Origin of the sequence: Cupriavidus pampae, from assembly GCF_914271485.1 — a bacterium.
GTDB classification, from domain to species: Bacteria; Pseudomonadota; Gammaproteobacteria; order Burkholderiales; family Burkholderiaceae; genus Cupriavidus; species Cupriavidus pampae.
The window spans coordinates 266131-283496 of record NZ_CAJZAG010000007.1 but is presented as its reverse complement, the minus strand read 5'-3'; the positions used below and the strand labels follow the sequence as shown (position 1 = coordinate 283496).

At 63.2% G+C, this 17366-nt stretch carries 17 protein-coding genes; 5 read left to right on the top strand and 12 right to left on the bottom strand.

Translation table 11 applies throughout. From position 1 onward, the window contains the following. The first annotated feature begins 12 nt into the window (after positions 1-12). Complete coding sequence (locus LDO41_RS18925; RefSeq protein ID WP_223991412.1) at positions 13-855, top strand: DMT family transporter; 843 nt, start codon at positions 13-15, stop codon at positions 853-855. 28 nt (positions 856-883) lie between these two features. After that, positions 884-1657, top strand: a complete 774-nt coding sequence (locus tag LDO41_RS18920; protein WP_223990988.1) for a glucose 1-dehydrogenase — start codon at positions 884-886, stop codon at positions 1655-1657. Positions 1658-1681: 24 nt separating this feature from the next. On the opposite strand, the gene LDO41_RS18915 is transcribed toward LDO41_RS18920, so the two are convergent. Genes LDO41_RS18915 through LDO41_RS18895 form a run of 5 tightly spaced genes read right to left on the bottom strand, consistent with a single transcriptional unit; the run spans position 1682 to position 7017 of the window. Continuing rightward, positions 1682-2797 (bottom strand): NAD(P)H-dependent flavin oxidoreductase, encoded by a 1116-nt coding sequence (locus LDO41_RS18915; protein ID WP_396022274.1) that lies wholly within the window; start codon positions 2795-2797, stop codon positions 1682-1684. 48 nt (positions 2798-2845) lie between these two features. Then, positions 2846-4060, bottom strand: coding sequence for an MFS transporter (locus LDO41_RS18910; protein WP_223990985.1), 1215 nt, complete (start codon positions 4058-4060; stop codon positions 2846-2848). 17 nt (positions 4061-4077) lie between these two features. After that, positions 4078-5778: an aspartate-alanine antiporter gene (aspT, locus tag LDO41_RS18905; RefSeq protein WP_223990983.1), complete on the bottom strand. Its 1701-nt coding sequence runs from the start codon at positions 5776-5778 to the stop codon at positions 4078-4080. 8 nt (positions 5779-5786) lie between these two features. Further along, the gene (locus LDO41_RS18900) at positions 5787-6332 is read right to left on the bottom strand and encodes a hypothetical protein (RefSeq protein ID WP_223990981.1); all 546 of its coding nucleotides are present in this window, start codon (positions 6330-6332) and stop codon (positions 5787-5789) included. 13 nt (positions 6333-6345) lie between these two features. Next, positions 6346-7017 carry a DUF2092 domain-containing protein gene (locus tag LDO41_RS18895; RefSeq protein WP_223990979.1) on the bottom strand — a complete coding sequence of 224 codons (672 nt, stop codon included), beginning with the start codon at positions 7015-7017 and terminating at the stop codon, positions 6346-6348. On the opposite strand from LDO41_RS18895, the gene LDO41_RS18890 reads away from it, so the two are divergent. Continuing rightward, the gene (locus tag LDO41_RS18890; protein ID WP_223990977.1) at positions 6983-7270 is read left to right on the top strand and encodes a hypothetical protein; all 288 of its coding nucleotides are present in this window, start codon (positions 6983-6985) and stop codon (positions 7268-7270) included. The two genes, LDO41_RS18895 and LDO41_RS18890, sit on opposite strands and share 35 nt — an antisense overlap. Positions 7271-7375: 105 nt before the next feature. Here the strand turns inward: LDO41_RS18890 and LDO41_RS18885 are convergent, their stop codons facing one another. The 4 genes from LDO41_RS18885 to LDO41_RS18870 form a co-directional block, all read right to left on the bottom strand. Next, on the bottom strand, positions 7376-8545 hold the full coding sequence (locus LDO41_RS18885; RefSeq protein ID WP_377741716.1) for a BamA/TamA family outer membrane protein: 1170 nt from the start codon (positions 8543-8545) through the stop codon (positions 7376-7378). 47 nt (positions 8546-8592) lie between these two features. Continuing rightward, positions 8593-9831 carry a BamA/TamA family outer membrane protein gene (locus LDO41_RS18880; protein WP_223990973.1) on the bottom strand — a complete coding sequence of 413 codons (1239 nt, stop codon included), beginning with the start codon at positions 9829-9831 and terminating at the stop codon, positions 8593-8595. Positions 9832-9951: 120 nt separating this feature from the next. Beyond that, positions 9952-10866, bottom strand: coding sequence for a hypothetical protein (locus LDO41_RS18875; RefSeq protein WP_223991410.1), 915 nt, complete (start codon positions 10864-10866; stop codon positions 9952-9954). A gap of 288 nt (positions 10867-11154) precedes the next feature. After that, positions 11155-12420, bottom strand: a complete 1266-nt coding sequence (locus LDO41_RS18870; protein WP_223990971.1) for a 4-aminobutyrate--2-oxoglutarate transaminase — start codon at positions 12418-12420, stop codon at positions 11155-11157. Positions 12421-12525: 105 nt separating this feature from the next. Between LDO41_RS18870 and pdxR the strand changes: the two genes are divergently transcribed. Then, on the top strand, positions 12526-14022 hold the full coding sequence (gene pdxR, locus LDO41_RS18865; RefSeq protein ID WP_377741627.1) for a MocR-like pyridoxine biosynthesis transcription factor PdxR: 1497 nt from the start codon (positions 12526-12528) through the stop codon (positions 14020-14022). Between the two features lie 66 nt (positions 14023-14088). Next, positions 14089-14874, top strand: a complete 786-nt coding sequence (locus tag LDO41_RS18860; RefSeq protein WP_223990969.1) for an IclR family transcriptional regulator — start codon at positions 14089-14091, stop codon at positions 14872-14874. A 16-nt stretch (positions 14875-14890) separates the two neighbouring features. On the opposite strand, the gene LDO41_RS18855 is transcribed toward LDO41_RS18860, so the two are convergent. From LDO41_RS18855 to LDO41_RS18845, 3 genes are read right to left on the bottom strand one after another with little or no spacing between them, the layout of a single operon-like run. Next, complete coding sequence (locus LDO41_RS18855; RefSeq protein ID WP_223990966.1) at positions 14891-15673, bottom strand: class II aldolase/adducin family protein; 783 nt, start codon at positions 15671-15673, stop codon at positions 14891-14893. Positions 15674-15686: 13 nt separating this feature from the next. After that, complete coding sequence (locus LDO41_RS18850; RefSeq protein ID WP_223990964.1) at positions 15687-16355, bottom strand: FMN-binding negative transcriptional regulator; 669 nt, start codon at positions 16353-16355, stop codon at positions 15687-15689. A 13-nt stretch (positions 16356-16368) separates the two neighbouring features. Further along, complete coding sequence (locus tag LDO41_RS18845) at positions 16369-17355, bottom strand: alpha/beta hydrolase fold domain-containing protein (RefSeq protein WP_223990963.1); 987 nt, start codon at positions 17353-17355, stop codon at positions 16369-16371. Positions 17356-17366 lie beyond the last annotated feature (11 nt).

The window sequence follows — 17366 nt, the reverse complement described above, 5'->3', positions numbered from 1 at the left end:
ATCGACGCACCCATGCTTGGCTATACCGGAGGCCTTGTTTTGCTGGCCGCAGTGCTGCACGCGAGCTGGAACGCCCTGCTGCACGGCAACAGCGATCGCGCGCTGTCGATGACGTGGATGAGCATGGCGATCGCCATGGTTGCGACGATCGTCGTGCTCGTCGTACCCCTGCCCGACGCCGCGGCATGGCCGTACCTCATCGCCTCGGGGCTCGTGCATATCGCGTACAACCTCGCGCTCGTGCAGTCCTACCAGCGCGGCGATCTCGGCCAGGCCTACCCGATCGCGCGCGGCAGTTCACCGCTGCTGGTGGCACTCGGCGCGGCGCTGTTTGCGGGCGAACGCATCGACCTGCTGCATGCATTCGGCATCTTTCTGGTTTCCGCCGGCATCATCGCGCTGGCATTGCAGCGCAGCCGCACCTCGCGCGCCGGCATCCTGATGGCATTGGCCACCGGTGCCACCATTGCGCTGTACACCGTGATCGATGGCCTCGGCGTGCGCCATGCGGCCGGGCAGGCAATCTCTTACACCGCGTGGATGTTCCTGTTCTACTGGCTGATGCCGGTCTGGTTTATCGCCACGCGCGGCGTCACTGACATCTGGAAACCGGTGCGCACCAACCTGTCGTCGGTCGGCGCTTCGATCGGCGGCGGTATGCTGTCGATCGCCGCCTATGGCATCGTGATCTGGGCGCTGCAGTCGGATTCGATGGGCGGTGTCTCGGCACTGCGCGAGACCAGCGTCGTCTTCGCCGTGCTGATCGGACGTATGGCCCTCAAGGAAAGCGTCAGCGCCATGCGCTGGATCGCTTGTAGCGTGGTGACGGTGGGCGCGGTTTGTCTGGGCGTATAAGCAAATATCATCGGAAGGAGAGGTACCCATGAACACCGGATCGCAAGCTTCGTCACAAAACCCATTAATCCTGATCACCGGCGGCAGCCGTGGTGTCGGCGCAGCCACTGCGCGCCTCGCGGCCGCGCACGGCTACGACGTGGCCATCACCTACGTCTCGCGCGAATCCGATGCGCTCGCGGTCGTAGCGGACGTGGAAGCCAGCGGACGCCGCGCGCTGGCGGTGCGTGCGGACAGCGCGGATCCGGAACAGGTGGCGCAGCTGTTCGGCAAGATCGATAAGACGTTCGGCCGTATCGACGTGCTGGTGAACAACGCCGCCATCCTCGCAAGGCAGTCCCGGCTCGAAGATCTCGGCTTCGAACGCATGCAGCGCATCTTCGCGGTCAACGCGCTCGGCCCGATTCTCTGCGCGCAGCAGGCGGTCAAACGCATGTCGCATCGCTATCAGGGACGCGGCGGCTCCGTGATCAATATCTCATCGGGTGCCGCGCGGCTTGGCAGCCCCAACGAGTACATCGATTACGCGGCGTCAAAAGGTGCGCTCGAAACCTTCACCACCGGCTTCGCCAAGGAAGTGGCGCGCGATGGCATCCGCGTCAACTGCGTGCGCCCTGGGCATATCTACACCGAGATGCATGCCAGCGGCGGCGAGCCGGGGCGCGTGGATCGCGTCAAGGACGCGATCCCGATGGGGCGTGGCGGTCAGCCTGAAGAAGTCGCGCGCGCCATCCTGTGGCTGGCCAGCGAAGAGGCGTCGTACATCACAGGCACGTTCCTCGACGTCACCGGCGGCCGGTAGGCGCAGCGCGCTCCGGACTCGACTTCACGCCTCGCGGGTGGCGGTGAACACTTCGCCAAGATACCGCGTCAGCGCGGCGCTGCTCATTTCCTTCGAGAGCGGACCGGCCTGCCCCGACCAGAGATTGGTGAAGTCGCCCAGCTGCTCGTTCTCCGCGGCCTTGCGCAGCGGGATCAGCGCGCCACCCGAAGTCGGGAATGCCGGCGCCACCGTCGAGATCGGACCCACCTCGCGCATCAGCCGATTGAAGATGCCACGCGCGGGCCTGCCCGTGAACAGGTTGGTCAGCGCGGTATCGTTATCCGCGGCTTCCTTGAGCGCCTTCCTGTGGATGGCCGAGACCTTGGCCTCGGGCGTGAACAGATAGGCCGTGCCAACCTGCACCGCCTCCGCCCCCAGTGCAAGCGCCGCACGCACGCCCCGCTGATCGGCGATACCGCCCGCGGCAATCACCGGCACACTGACCGCGTCCACGATCTGCGGCACCAACGCAAACGTCCCCACGGCGCTCGCGATATCGAGATCGTCCGTCAGGAAATTGCCACGATGCCCGCCGGCCTCGAAGCCCATCGCGATAATCGCGTCCACGCCACGCTTCTCGAGGCAACGCGCCTCCGCCACCGAGGTTGCCGAGGAGATGATCCTGGCGCCCGTGCGTCGCACGCGCTCAAGCAGTGTTTCCTCGGGCAGCCCGAAATGAAAGCTAACCACTTCGGGACGAAACGCTTCCACGACGGCGCAGTACTCCTCGTTGAACGGCGCGCGATTCCCCGTTGGAATCGGCCCACTCGTATCGATGCCGTGCTCGACGTAGTACGGCGCGAGCAGCGCGCGCCATTTCATCATCTGTACAGGATCCGCAGCGGGCGGCACATGCGAGAAGAAGTTGACGTTCACGGGCTTCTTCGTGCCGGCGCGCACCTCGGCCAGCGCCGCGGCAAATTCCTCGACGGAATACAGCGCCGCCGGCAACGAACCAAGCCCGCCCGCCTCGCTCACGGCAATCGCCATGGCAGGCGTGCTCGCGCCCGCCATGGGTGCCTGGATCACGGGCAGATCGATGCCAAACAGTTGCGCAATACGATTGTGACTAGGGGTGTTCACGGTAGCTCCTCGTTGTGCTCCCTCATGGTGGAGCATCAATGCGAAAGTCTACCTCTTGCGGATGACCCGCGTTGCCGCGTGGTTTCATCGCGTGACAGGCCACAAGCGCACGACGAGCGCCGCCAGCGAGCTGATCACCGCCAGCGCCGACACCCCCGCCCACCCCCAATGCGCGAGTGCCGCGTTGCCCAGCGCCGATCCGAGCGCCATGCCCGTGAACATGCCTACGAACAGCACGGCATTCAGCCGGCTACGCGCGCCCGGATCGATGCCGAAGACAATGGTCTGATGCGCGACAAGTGTCGTCTGGACACCGAGATCGAACCCAATCGCGCAGACGGCGATCAGCACCAGCGCCGCATGCGGCGAGAGCCACAACGAACACAGCATCGCGCCGAAAGACACCGCCGTGATCGCGGTACTCAGCCGCGTCACCAGCTCGGGCCCACGCCGATCGGCAATCCGCCCCGCCAACGGTGAGCCCAGCGCTCCCGCCGCGCCGGCGAGCCCGAACGCTCCCGCCGTGGCACTACCGAGATGAAATGGCGCGTCATAGAGCATGAGGGCCAGCGTCGACCAGAACGCGCTGAAGCCCACCGCCAGCAACCCCTGCGCGAGCATCGCGCGACGCACCGCCCCATGCTGGCTCCAGAGCTGCACCAGCGAGGCCAGCAACGCCGCATAGGGCAACTGCGTCGTCGGCTTGAACGAGGGCAACCCACGCCAGCACGCCACGCCAATCAACGCCACACTTGCGGCAGCCATCACGAACATCACGCGCCAGCCAATATGCTCGGCCACCACGCCACTGACCACGCGCGACAGCAGAATGCCCAGCAGCAGGCCGGTCATCACCGTCCCCACTACCCGCCCCCGCTTCTCCTCAGGCGCCAACGTCGCCGCAGCCGGCACGACATCCTGCGCGAGCGTGGCGGTGATCCCAATCACGGCACTGGCCACCAGCAACAACCCAAGCCCAGGCGACGCCGCCCCAACCAGCAACGCCAGCGCCAACACCGCCGACTTGATCGCAATAATCCACCGCCGATCGTAGCGATCTCCCAATGGCGCGAGGAACAAGATCCCCACCGCGTAACCCAGCTGCGTCAGTGTGGTCACCAGCCCTACCTGAGTCGCCGAAACACCAAGGTCATCGGTCAGCAGGCCCAGCATCGGCTGGCTGTAGTAAAGCGACGCAACGGAAAGCCCCGCCGCGGTAGCTAGCAACAGAACCGTGCGCGGCGCCAACTGCGCCAAAGCTTGCTGAGGGGGCGTGGAGAAGGAGTTGGGGGTGGACATGTCTCCGGGGAATAACATCAAGTCATCAACGCCACGATTACGGTTCCCCACAACGCTAGCAGCACGTTTCCTACAGCATAAGCCACGCCATAGCCTAGCGTCGGTACAGCGCTTTTCGCGGCCTCCTGCACGGCCGCCAACGCCGGCGTGGCAGTCGAAGCTCCCGCGCACACTCCCAGCATGACACCTGGATGCATCTTCATAAGTTTGTGCCCGACGAATACACCTACGAGCATGGGAATGCCGACCGTCAACAGACCCGCAAGCAGAAGGGAAAGCCCGCTAGCCTGGAGCCCCTTGACGAAGTCGGGGCCGGCATTCAGGCCCACGATGGCAACAAATCCTGTCAATCCGATGGATTCGAACACCCACAGCGTCGGTCCCGGTATGCGTCCGAACAGGCGTGGCTGCACGGAGCGCAGCCAGCCGCATACCAGCCCGCCGAGCAGCACCCCGACGCTCAGAGACAGGCCGATCTCGACGCCACCAACGATCAACGCGGGGACGCCCACAAACGCCCCGACCACAATACCCAGCGATACCAGGACCATGTCAGTTGCATTGGTAGCGCGATCAGCCACACCGAGCTTCCCGACTGCGGCATCCACGCTCGACGCACTGCCCACGAGCGTCACCACGTCGCCACGGTTGAGCACGGTCTCGGGCGCGATCAGCAATGGCGTGCCGGCACGGGTCACGCGCATCACGAATACGCCGCGTGCCCCGTGCTCCCGCGCCAGATCCCCAAGCCTGCGGCCGTCGATCGCCTTCGATGTGATCACCACGTCCAGCGATTCCGCTTCTACATCCAACAGTTCGCGGTCGTCGATTTCACGCACGCCCGAGCCCGGTCCTTCCATCCGCTCGACTAGTAGCATGCGCCGGCCCGCTACGCTGATCGCATCTCCCGCGCGCAGCGCGGTATCAGGCGTGGTCGTGATCACAACGCCGTCTCGCCGCATGCGTTCGATGAAAAGGCGCTGATCGCTCATAGCGGCTTCCAGCTCTGCAATTGACGCACCCACTAGCGGCGAACCTTCCTCGATAGCGTACGAGCGAAGCTCGAATTCCCTTCGCCCTGGTATGCCGTGCGTGGTGTTGCCCTGCATCTTGCTCTCAAGCTCGCGGCACACGGCGGGTAGGTCCACGCCAAGAAGCTTTGGCGCGAGTTGGCTAAGGATCCATGCCGCACCAATCACGCCCACCAGATAGGTGACGGCAAACGCAACGGGGATCTGGTTGGTGAGAATCTGTCGAGCGGATTCGGACAAGGCCAGTCGCGAGATGGCATCGCTGGCAGTACCGATGGTGGCGGACTCGGTCAGTGCCCCCGCCACGACGCCTGCCGCGGTGCCGGCCTGGTAGCCAAAGAACTTGCTCACCAGGAACGCCACCACCAGTCCAGTCGAGGCAACAATTGCCGCCAATAGCGCCTGTTGCAGGCCGTCGCTACGCAAGCCGCGGAAGAACTGTGGCCCGGTGCGAAATCCAATGGAGAACAGGAAAAGCAGGAAGAAGCATTGCTTCACATCGCCGGAGATCTTCAGCCCGAACTGACCGATAAGCACACCTGCCAGCAACGTCCCAGTCACTGCCCCGAGCGTGAATGTGCCAATCCTGAGCTTTCCCAGTACATACCCCAAGCCGAGTACAAGAAAGAAAGCGACCTCCGGATGCTTGTGTAGTACCTGCAGGAACCAGTCAAACGCCGCGCTCATAAGGGAGCTCAGTACGGTGGATTGACCACAACATACTGCGCACCCTGCGGCATGTACCACGTGCTCCCGCACTGCTGATAGACCATGCCCCCATAGTTGACCGGCGCGCAACCGGGGGGGACGCTTCGCACCATGGACCCCACCACCGCCGAGGTTACCGCCACCGCCGCGGTCACCGCCGCCGCAGTCGCGACCGGATGATAGTCGTTGTCCCAGCCACAGCAGCCACCATGGCTGTCCACGTTCACGTTGACATTGCGATTCGAGCTGATGTTGACGTCCCGGCTGGCATTCACACTATTGACGCTATTGCTCCTGACATCGCGGGTACGCGCATCCGCGCGCGAATTGTTCACCTGCTGGTTCGCACCGACGTTGCCACCGCCAGCGCGATTGCCCGCGGCATGCGCGCCACCGCCTCTGGCCTGCCCTCCACCACCGGCATGCGCTCCGCCGCCTCCCGGGCGCGCTTCGGCGTGTGGAGCAAAGCCCATCGCCACCAGGCATACCGCCGCTGCGGCCACTGCCATCAGCTTGCCGACCGTGCATCTCATGGCTGTGCTCCCTCTACTGGCTCTGCTGGGTCTTGAGCGGAACGAATTTCGCTTCCGTCGCGCCCTTCGGTGGCGTGAACGTGAAGACCGAATTTCCAAACTTCGGATTCAGGTTCCAACGATAGAGCGTGACGGATTGCGGGCGCGCTTCATCGGCGCGATTGGTGATAACGAGTTTGCAGGGCAAAGGCCTGTCGCCGGCCGCGATCCAGATCTGCCAGTCGAAGTCGCCCTGACGGATCGCATAGTGATCGCACAGTGTTCCCCCGACGAAATCCTGCCCGGCGTTCATGGCTGACTGGATGTTATCGAGAGGTGCCGCCGATGTGCCCCATAGAAAGAGATCGGCCGAAGGAATCTCGACGCCATATCGCTGCCGCAGTCGCTCGACGAGCACGGCGTTGGTCTCTGCGAATTCCGCTTGCGAGTAGTACTTTTGCTGAGGCTGATAAAGCGTGACGGTCCGGCCGTCGAAGATCAGATCACGCTGAGAGCGCGCACTGCGCATCTGCGCGCGCAGCTTGTTGGGCGCCGAGACCTGAAGGTCCGCGGTCGCCGTGTGCTGCAGTTTCTCGCCGTCAGCCAATACCCGCTCACCGGATAGATCGATCGCCACCGCATACCGCTTCAGCGTCTGGAGGTAGCTCCCCATGGCCTTCAGTGCCTGTATCACGGCGGGATCCACCAGCCTTGCGTCCGGCGCCGCTGTGGTGGTGGCGGGCGTGGCGGCTGGTGTCGTCGTCGAGCTCGCCGACGAACGCGTCGCGGGCGGCGGCGTACTGCTACAGGCCGCCATCAAGACTACGAGCAGACTCAAGGCAGGCAAGCGGGCCATAGTGACCTCCAGTCGTCGGGAGCGCGTGGGAAGCAAGTTGGCAACTGATGCTCGGAACCCCCACAATTTCATTGATATCTCCCTGGCATTATTGGATTTTTAGAATGCCTAGGAGACTTTATCGCAGCACCTGGCGATGCCGAAGTAACGATTTCCGTCTCCGTCATGAAACTTTTTGTTGAGTCACTCTCAGCCGTTCTGTCAAACCCTAGCGCCATGCGCTACCAACCTGAATGTAGAAAGCGTTCTGCCCCCTGCTATGGGCGACATCGACTCCCATTGACAGTCCCAGCTTGCGCGCAAGCATGTAGCGAAATCCCGTCCCGACGCTTATTACTGTCGTGGCATCGGAAAAGTCATGCCAGCGGCCATATGCCTTCCCCGTTCCCGAGAACGCCAGCACTGACCACCGCGGTGTCACGTCCCAACGCAGCTCCGCCTCGGCGACAACCGCATTCCGGTCTTGATAACGGCCTTTTTGCACGCCACGCAGATCGACATATGGTTGCGCATAGAACGGGACGTTACCCGTTGAGAACTTCGTATCAGCGCGCAGCCCGAGAATCCAGTTGCGACTGATGGGCAGCCACGTGAACCCGCGAGCGTTGTACATGTTGAAGCTCTGCGTGCTACCGAATGCGCTTCGCGCGAACTGGGCTTCCACCTCCGCGTAGCTGCCCTTGTTCGGAAAAAAGATGTTGTCACGCGAGTCGTAGTCAATGACAACACCGCCCTTCCCAATGCGAAGGTCCTGCTCGATTGGCCCCAGTTCCCTCGCGGTATCGCCGAATTTGAAGGTCGACGACATATCGGCATACACATAGCGCGGTCCGATGTACCAGTGCGAGTCCGCCACTCGAAAGAGCAACTGCTGGATCAGCGCGAAGCCTCTCAGCTGGTAGGCACGGGGCTGGTTGGCCTGCCCGAAGTACTCAAGGTTGGCATCGACCTTGGCAATCGCACCCAGATACCGAATCCGATCGTCACCCCATGTATGGAAGTGGGCGGCTCCCGCAGCCCAGGTGCCGTTGTCAGTGTAGGCACCCCCGATCGCGGTGATATTGGGCGGCGCGGGCCCGGTGCCAGATTGCTTTGCCTGCCGCGAAGCGTCCGACTCAGAGAAGAATGCAAGGGCAAGCCCGAAGCCATAGCCGACAGCCGGCTCTGTAATGACAGTCGGCACAGGTAACGCGCCCTTGTGCTGTAGAAGAAAATCGCTTGTATCGAGCATGCCGTCTTCGGTATCGAAGAACGAAAGTCGAGGCTTGTGATCGGGAAAGGAAGACTCTTGCGGCGTATCGGTTTGCGCGGATGCCACGCCAATCAGCCCGCTCCATGCAATGCACAGCTCGCCAATCGTTACCCAAACGGACCGCATATGCATGATTGCGACTCCTTGCTCCGAGCAGCAGGTTGCCGCGTAGCTCAGAATGCCTCGTTGATCTGGAAGTACACCCCTTTCGTATGACTACCCACGCCGGCGTCAAAGCGGACATTCACGCGAGGCTTGAACTCGAAGCGGTAACCGATACCCGCATTGGGCAACCAGTGCGCGGATGCAAGCGCCCCGGGATTCGGCGCGATCGCGCCAGTGCCAAGCCAGAACACCATGCCCTGGCGTCCCACGATATGCCAGCGATACTCGACCTGGACGCCGGCCATGACCTTGTCGCGGTACTGCCCCTGGAAGTACCCGCGCATCCGCTTGTTGTTACCCAGCGTCGCCATCATGTCCCACGGCACATCGCCCCAGTTCATATTGGCGTAGACATCAAACGCCAGCACATCGCGCTCTCGGACCCGAAAATACTTGTTGGCCGTGATCTCCAGATTCTCGAGGTCGGTGTCGCTGCCAAGACCTCGGCGATAGATCACGGTATTGATCAGCAACGACTCGCCCTGGTAAGGGTTCGGGATGAAGTCTCGCGTGTCGTAGGAGAAATGCGCACTGACGCCGGAGCTGAGCACACGCGGCCCGTTCGGGTCCCTGGCAAGCGCGCTGTCCGCGCCGCGCTCGAGCTTTACCGCATCGTCGTATTGCAGGCTCCACCCGGCGCCCACATAGACATTCGGTCGCACACGAAACATCATCCTGGGTTGCAGCAGCACCTGCTTGCGCGTGTATGTCTCCCGATTTGCATTGTCGATCGCGTTGTCATATCCCACGCCCCAATAGGCCGTGGGCATATTGATCAGCGCCGCCTCGACCAGAAAGCGATAGCTGTCATCCGCAAAGAATGTGTTGTTCTCGATCGAGATTCCATAGGCGCCTTTGACTGTGCCGAATCCTCGAATGGACAGCGTGGAAAGCTGGGTCGTCCTGGCGGCATTGGATGGCTGGTAAAGGCCGATGGCCGCCGCGCCAATGCCAAAGCCCATTTCCGGGTTGTAGAACGGTCCCGGCAGGATTCCCCAGTCAATTCCATGACTGAGGTCCACTTCCTTGGAAGCGCCAAGCTTCTCGAGAATGCGGTCAATCCAGCTCTGTTGCGCAGCCGCCGCTCCGACCGCTGATTCGGACGCTGGCTCGACAGCCGAAGCGGGATCTGCGCCGTGCACATGTGCTGGGGAACACACTACGACGCCACCCGCCAATAGTGCCGAGCACAACTTCCATCCGGCGAGTTGTCGGTAGCGCGGACCGAGCTCATGACAGTCGTTCATGATCGCCACGTGCATCCCCCAGAATGACTTATCTTGGCGGACGATCGGCGCTTGTCGAAGTGAATCCTTTCGCAACGGATCATCACGCTTTCGCGCTGGCGTGCCCGAAAGGAACCGGTTCTAGAAGCTTGCCGCGAACCCGAATGACACCCCGGAGACGTTGTTGCCGAAGACATACCGCACCACTGCGCGGATTCGCGTCACGAAGACCTCATGGGCGCTTGTGTCCAGCTCCAGCCCGGTGCCGACGGTGGTCAGGTAATCGAAGCCCAGCGCTCCGGCCTGACTTCCGAAGTAATGGGAATGGGAGAGTTCCAGAACATAACGGACCGGGCGATCGAGTGCCCGGAGGCCCGTGGGTGCGCGCCAGCGCGCATAAAGGCTCGCGGTCTGCGCGGCGGACGACGCCCCGATACCGTACGAGGTCCCGAAGCTGCGCAAATAAATATTCGTATAGCGGAGTTCCAGATCGATATCGTTGTCTCCGCGATGGCTCTCCCAGTCGAGCATCACCGACCCGCCTACGCCGTACGCATTCATCGCTCCATCTTCGAGAAACATGATGTCGCGGTCGGTCTTCTGCTCGACTGCGAACTTGGCCACCGAAAGGTCGCTCGCGACGCGTCCGATCGATGCATTGAGGATGGGCCGAAACACCAGCTCCTTGCTCTCGGTCAAAGGAAAATCCCAGCCAACTCCGACGGTGCCGGCGAAGGTGTTCCACTTGGTTGGCAGACGACGGGTTTCCTGACCATTCGATGCGACAAAGGTCGGATCGTATCGGTTGTAGGCCACCGAGCCCTCGAGGTATAGCGGAAATGACTGGCTTAGCGTGAAGCCACCGCCAAGCTGCCAGAGCGTGATATCGGGATTGTCGGTACTGGTGTTGCTGATGGAGAGCGCACTGGATGCCAGATCGGGCACGACGGCGAATGACATCAATGTCAGCACCGCGTTAGCCTGCTTCTGCACGTTGGTGCCCACGATGCCAAAAGTCTGCGCGCGCGAAGGATCAGATGCAGCGAACAGGCCCATCGTCAGCAGGAGGCTCAGGATGACTCGCATATGCGCGCCGATCGTTGAACTGGAGGGTGCCTACAGTCGCGTCATCAGCAGCTTCCCCAAGGCGGTCGCGATGAGTATTGCCCTCATGGCTGCGTCTCCGATGAAAGTTGTCGTTGGCATGCGTGGGAGTCGGCGCATGGACCGAGCTACGCCCCCCAACGACGCGCATGGGTCAAATGATGTTCTGTCATCCACCATAGAGATTGAAGTGAAATCTTTCGGAGACGCAGAAAGTTTCTTCGAAGGAACTGACGGGCACTATCCCACCAACGCCGTCTCCAACAACTCCAACGCCGCATCGAACTGTGCCTGCGGAATCGTCAGCGGATACAGGAACCGAATCACGTTGCCGTAGACACCGCAGGTCAACAGGATCAGGCCAGATGCCAGGGCACGGTTCTGCACGTCCCTCGCGGCTTCCGCGCTCGGAGCGCCGGTGATTGGGTCGGTGAACTCGGCGGCAATCATCGAACCCAGGCCGCGAATCTCCGCCAACGCAGGGCAGCGGGCGCGCACAGACTGCAGACGTTCGGTAAGTTGGGCGCCCAACGCGGCGGCGCGCTCGCACAGGTGTTCTTCGGTGATGGCGTCGATGACGGCGTGCGCGGCAGCCACCGCGAGCGGATTGCCGGCGTAGGTGCCACCGAGGCCCCCGGGCAGCGGTGCATCCATGATCTCGGCGCGGCCGCAAACGGCGGACAGCGGCATGCCGCCGGCCAGACTCTTGGCCATCGTGATCAGATCGGGCTCGACGTCGTAATGCGACATCGCGAACAACTTGCCCGTCCGAGCAAAGCCGGTCTGAACCTCGTCCGCGATCAGCACGATGCCGTGGCGGTCGCAGACCGTGCGCAGGCCGCGCATAAAGTCAGCCGGCGCGGGATTGAAGCCACCCTCGCCCTGCACGGGCTCGAGAATGATCGCGGCGACGCGCGACGGATCGATGTCGGTCTTGAACAGTGACTCCAGATCCTCCAACGCCTTTCCGGTGGTCACGCCACGCAGCGCATTCGGGAACGGTGCATGGTAGACGTCCGCCGGGAACGGACCAAAGCCGACCTTGTATGGCACCACCTTGCCGGTCAGCGCCATGCCGAGCAGCGTGCGTCCGTGGAACGCGCCCGAGAACGCAATGACACCAGGGCGGCCGGTATGCGCACGGGCGATCTTGATCGCGTTTTCCACGGCTTCCGCGCCGGTGGTGAACAGCGCGGTCTTGTTGACGCCCTTGATCGGCACCAACGCGTTGATGCGCTCGGCCAGCGAGACATAGCCCTGATACGGCACGATCTGATACGCCGTATGCGTAAAGCGCTCGAGCTGCGCCGCGATGGCCTGCATCACGCGCGGATGGCGGTGGCCCGTGTTCAGCACCGCGATGCCGGCGGCAAAGTCGGTATAGGCGCGTCCCTCGATGTCCCACAGCGTTGCGTTCTCCGCGCGATCCGCATAGAAGTCGCACATCACGCCGACGCCGCGCGGCGTGGCCAGGGAGCGGCGTTGATCGAGGTCGAGGTTTTTCATGTTGGTGGCCTTGGTGGCAGGGAGGAGGGTTTTGAGGACCCCCTCATTCCAAGGCAATTTGGCCCTACAATCCAGCACCACTTTCATAAATTGTCTGGTGCCAATTTGAAATCGATCTGCGCCGACCTGCTGCTCCAGCGCATGGGACCGGATGGCGTCGCCTCGCTAAGCCGGCCGCTCAATCGCGCGTTGTACGCCTGCATTCGCGGCGCGATTCAGGAGGGTAGCCTCGCCCCGGCCACGCGCATGCCGCCGCAACGCGATCTGGCCGTGGAGCTAGGCTTGTCACGCAATACGGTGATGTTCGCGTACGAGCAACTGATGGCCGAGGGATACCTCACCGCGCGCACGGGCAGCGGCACCTTCGTCGCAGACACCGCACCCGAACGCTTTCTCAATGCGTCGGTCATCGTAGCCACCGACCCTCAGCGCCAGGGTGCCGTACCGATGCCGGGGCTCTCGCCACGCGGCCAGCGGCTGATTGCCAATGCGTCGGCGTCCTCCACGCAGTGGGGCGCGTTCATGCCGGGCGTGCCGGATCTCGCCCGTTTTCCCCATCGACGCTATGCGCAGATCGCGGCGAAGCTCTGGCGGCAGCCGCATCCCGAATGGCTCAGCTATAGCCACGGTGGCGGCCTGCCAGCACTGCGTGAAGCCGTGGCCGCGCATTTGCGCGTGGCCCGCTCCGTGCAATGCGACGCCTCGCAGGTGCTGATCACCGAAGGTATTCATCAGGCCATCGACCTCGTGGTCCGCATGCTCGGCACGCCGGGCGAAACCGCGTGGGTGGAAGAACCTGCTTACTGGGGCATTCGCGGCGTGCTGGAGGTCAGCGATATCGGCATGGTGCCGCGGCCCGTGGATGCGGAAGGCATGACGCTGCCCGATACCGGCGCCGTACTGCGCCGCCCCGCCCCGCGTTTTATCTTTGTCACGCCGTCGCATCAATATCCACTCGGCGCGGTACTGAGCCTGAAACGCCGGCGCGAGTTGCTCGAATTCGCCCGCCGCCAGGGTAGCTGGATCGTCGAGGACGACTACGACAGCGAGTTCCGCTTCTCGGGCCAGCCGATTCCCTCGTTGCAGGGGCTGGAGCCCGATGCGCCCGTAATCTATATCGGGACGTTCAGCAAGACGCTCTATCCGGGTCTGCGCATGGGCTACATGGTGCTGCCGAAGCCGATTGCCGCCGCGTTCCAGACCGCGCACGCGGAGCTCTACCGTGCGGGACATCTGATGACGCAAGCCACCGTTGCAGAGTTCATGCAGGCTGGCGACTACGCCGCCCACATCCGTCGCATGCGGCCGCTCTATGCGCGGCGCCGCGCGATTCTGGCCGGACTGATCGAGCAATATCTCGGACCGGATGCCCTGCACGAGCATGCGAGCAATGCCGGCCTGCATCTTGTGCTGCGGCTGCCCGATGGCGTGGACGATGCGGCCGTGGCCGCGCGTGCGCGCGAGCAAGGCATCATGGTGCGTCCGTTGTCCCGCTATTACATGACGCCCTCCGTGCAACGCGGCCTTTTGCTTGGATATGCGTGCGTCCCGGAAGAGAGCATCGCACCCGCATTCCACACACTGATGCGATGCTTACATTAGCGGGCGAAGCGGAAGCAGTATTGATATAAGATACCGAGCATTCGATATTCAATACTTCATTCGGCCATGAGTGAACGCCCCGAACGCACCAACACGCTATTCGTGCAGTCCCTCGCCAAGGGCCTGGGCCTGCTCGAGGCCTTTGCCGATCGGCCCGGTCCGCTAACGCTCAACGAACTGGCCAGCATCTGCGACATGGATCGCAGCGCGGTCCAGCGCATGGCACATACGCTCGTCGCCCTCGGCTATCTGGAGCGCGGGGCCAATGGCAAGGCGTTCCTGCCGGGAAAGAAGATCCTCGAACGCACCTTCGACTATCTCCGCAGCGTACCGCTACTCGAGCGCGCCACGCCACTGATCGTCGATCTGCAGAAGGAATCCGGCGAGCGCGTGGAACTGAGCCTGTTCGACGACCTCACGATCATCTTCGCGCTGCGCCGCCAGACCAAGCGGCAAACCTACACGACCACGTTGATCGGCCGGCGCCTTGCCACCATCCACACCGCCAGTGGCCGCGCGGTGATGTCGCACATGAGCGATGAACAGGTCGATGACATCCTCGCGCGCAGCACGTCGCAGCCGCTCACGCGCAAGGCCGTGACAGACCACGACCAGATTCGCGCGTTGGTACGTCAATGCCGCACCGATGGCTACGCCGTGGCAGCCGAGGAAAGCATGCTTGGCGAGATCAATCTCGCCAGTGCGATCCTCGATCACGAAGGCCGACCCATCGCTGCGATCGACATCTCCGGCTCGCTGGCCGACTGGAGCATCGACGACTTCGCCCGCCGCTTCGCGCCGCTGCTGATGAGCGGTACCAAGGCGCTCAGCGGCAAGCCGGGCCTGTCCTGAGCCCGGCTCCTCGCCGTTACAGCAAGCGGATGGCAGCGTTCCACACGCGCTGGCAATACTCCGGCGCCGTCGGACGCTCGAACTGACGCGCGGTCCGCTCGCAGACTTCGGCCGAGGGATAGACCAGTTCGGCACCGCCTGACGTCGCCTTGATCTGCGCCTGGCACGCCCGCTCCAGGTAATAGATATTGACGAACGCTTCCTGAATCGTGGTGCCTGCGGCCAGCAGGCCATGGTTGCGCAGGATCATCGCCTTGTGGGTGCCGAGGTCGGCCACCAGCCGCTCGCGTTCGGCGAGTTCGAGCGCGATGCCCTCGTAATCGTGATACGCCAGCCGGTTGTAGAAGCGCAGCGCATGCTGCGAGATCGGCAGCAGGCCTTTGCGCTGCGCCGCCACCGCGATGCCGTCAGCCGTATGGGTGTGGATCACGCAGGCCAGATCGTGCCGCGCCATATGCACGGCCGAATGGATGGTGAAGCCGGCCGCGTTCACGCGCTGCTGCGCAGGGTCGCCGGCCTCAACCGATCGCCCCTCGGTGTCGATCTTTACCAGCGTTTCTGGCCGCATCTCATGGAACAGCACCCCGTAGCGATTGATCAGGAAATGATCCTCGCTCCCCGGCACGCGCGCGCTGATATGCGTGTCGATGATGTCGGTCATGCGAAAGTGCGCGATTAGCCGGTACAGCAGCGACAGATCGCGCCGCACGGTGGCTTCGGTTTGCGGCTCCGGACTGCCCGCAGATGCCGTGGGCAGCGTCGCCGCCGCCGTGGCAATCACTTCATCGAGATTCAACATTGGCTCCCTGGCATTACGCATTGGTGCGATTCTTTTGCAACGCGGCCGATGGCACTGCCCCGTGCATGTCGGCGTGCTCGCGCATCAGCGCGGCCACGGCCAATCCCTGCGGCTCTCCCAGTGCCTCGAGCGCGGTGATCACCCCCACCCGATCCGCAATCGACTTGTCCTGATTGAGCTTCATCTTGCCTTCCAGCGTGGCGATCGGAATCCGCACGCCCGCGATCGCGCCCATGCGCATGCGCGTGGTCTCGGCGGGCATGCCACCGAGCGTCCACGCGCCACCCAACGGGGTGTCGTAGCGCGCGACGGTGCGCTCGAGCAGATCAAGCACCTCGTCGGCTTCATCGATCACGGCGGGCGTGCCGCGCGCATGCACCGCGGTGTAGTTCCACGTGGGAAACGTATGGCGATTCTCGTACCAGCTCGGCGAGATGAACGCGTGCGGCCCCTGAAACACAACCAACGCCTCGGCACCCGAGCGCAGATCGGCCAGCTGGGCATTAGCGCGCGCCATATGCGTGTACAGCACGGGCGCACGCGAGGTGTCGAGGAGGAACGGCAGGTGCGTCACGTTGACGCGATCACCGGAGAACGTGATGAGCGACGCAAAGCTGTGGCCGCGCATAAAGGCATGGAGCGCATCGACGTCCTGCTCGGCGTAGGCGGGTGGCGTATACATGAACTGCCTCCTCTCATCCGGCCTTGCGCTGGAGCCAGCGGGCGGTATCGTCGAACGCTTCCGCCGCGACGTCGGCGATCGACACCGCTTCAAGGAAGCTGTGCACCGTCCCTGGATAGACCTTCGACTCCACATCGGCCCCGATCGCGCGCAGGCGGCGGTCGAGTTCCAGGTTGTCGTCATAGAGCGGATCGCACTCGGTGATGACCATGAACAGCGGTGGCAGATTCTCGAGCGAATCGCCGAGGATGTTGTAGCGCCGATCGTAGAAGTCCTCGCCCTTGCCGATATGCAGCCCGCGGAACCAGATCATCATATGCAGCGACAGCCCGTAGTCGCCCGCCCCATAGCGCACCACCGAGTTGCGGAACAGGTTGTTGCTATAGGCCCCGTAGTTGAGCACCGCGCCGCGCAGCAGACCGGCGTCGCCTTCATCGCGCAACGTCAGGCACGTGCCCATCGACAGATTTCCGCCCGCCGAGTCGCCGCCAACGAACAGCTGCTTCGCATCGATACCCAGCGTCGCGGCCTGGGCATGCACCCAGCGCACCACGTCCACGCATTCCTCGAGCGGCTGCGGAAACTTGGCTTCCGGCGCGCGCGTGTAGTCGATGCCGATGACAACAATTCCCGCGCGCTCGGCGTACTCACGCATGACGCGATCATGGGTGTCGATGCTGAACAGCACGAAGCCACCACCGTGGATGTAGAGGAACGCGCCCGGCATCACGCGCTGGCGCGGCGTGTAGATGCGCACGCGCACCGGGCCGTGCCGCGTCGGGACATACTGCTCGGTCGTGTTGGCCATCTCGGGGCCGCCTTGTGCCCACGGCGCGCGCACGGCTTCGCCGATGCGACGGCCTTCGGCGATCGACACGGTATCGCGGCGCGGATACTTGGCCGCATCGGCGGCCATCTTCGTCAGGAACTCACGAATCTGCGGATCCACGGACGCCGGCGCGCCAGTGGGCAGGGTGAAAGCGGGATCTTCGGGATGCATCGAAACTCCGG

What these genes read in the sequence shown, in the direction of transcription:
- LDO41_RS18850 (WP_223990964.1), bottom strand. Translation starts at nt 16,355, where the DNA reads ATGTATACGCCACCCGCCTACGCCGAGCAGGACGTCGATGCGCTCCAT.
- LDO41_RS18920 (WP_223990988.1), top strand. Translation starts at nt 884, where the DNA reads ATGAACACCGGATCGCAAGCTTCGTCACAAAACCCATTAATCCTGATC.
- LDO41_RS18870 (WP_223990971.1), bottom strand. Translation starts at nt 12,420, where the DNA reads ATGAAAAACCTCGACCTCGATCAACGCCGCTCCCTGGCCACGCCGCGC.
- LDO41_RS18855 (WP_223990966.1), bottom strand. Translation starts at nt 15,673, where the DNA reads ATGTTGAATCTCGATGAAGTGATTGCCACGGCGGCGGCGACGCTGCCC.
- LDO41_RS18880 (WP_223990973.1), bottom strand. Translation starts at nt 9,831, where the DNA reads ATGAACGACTGTCATGAGCTCGGTCCGCGCTACCGACAACTCGCCGGA.
- LDO41_RS18900 (WP_223990981.1), bottom strand. Translation starts at nt 6,332, where the DNA reads ATGAGATGCACGGTCGGCAAGCTGATGGCAGTGGCCGCAGCGGCGGTA.
- LDO41_RS18885 (WP_377741716.1), bottom strand. Translation starts at nt 8,545, where the DNA reads ATGCGGTCCGTTTGGGTAACGATTGGCGAGCTGTGCATTGCATGGAGC.
- LDO41_RS18860 (WP_223990969.1), top strand. Translation starts at nt 14,089, where the DNA reads ATGAGTGAACGCCCCGAACGCACCAACACGCTATTCGTGCAGTCCCTC.
- LDO41_RS18910 (WP_223990985.1), bottom strand. Translation starts at nt 4,060, where the DNA reads ATGTCCACCCCCAACTCCTTCTCCACGCCCCCTCAGCAAGCTTTGGCG.
- LDO41_RS18915 (WP_396022274.1), bottom strand. Translation starts at nt 2,797, where the DNA reads ATGCTCCACCATGAGGGAGCACAACGAGGAGCTACCGTGAACACCCCT.
- LDO41_RS18890 (WP_223990977.1), top strand. Translation starts at nt 6,983, where the DNA reads ATGGCCTTCAGTGCCTGTATCACGGCGGGATCCACCAGCCTTGCGTCC.
- aspT (WP_223990983.1), bottom strand. Translation starts at nt 5,778, where the DNA reads ATGAGCGCGGCGTTTGACTGGTTCCTGCAGGTACTACACAAGCATCCG.
- LDO41_RS18845 (WP_223990963.1), bottom strand. Translation starts at nt 17,355, where the DNA reads ATGCATCCCGAAGATCCCGCTTTCACCCTGCCCACTGGCGCGCCGGCG.
- LDO41_RS18875 (WP_223991410.1), bottom strand. Translation starts at nt 10,866, where the DNA reads ATGGGCCTGTTCGCTGCATCTGATCCTTCGCGCGCGCAGACTTTTGGC.
- LDO41_RS18925 (WP_223991412.1), top strand. Translation starts at nt 13, where the DNA reads ATGCTTGGCTATACCGGAGGCCTTGTTTTGCTGGCCGCAGTGCTGCAC.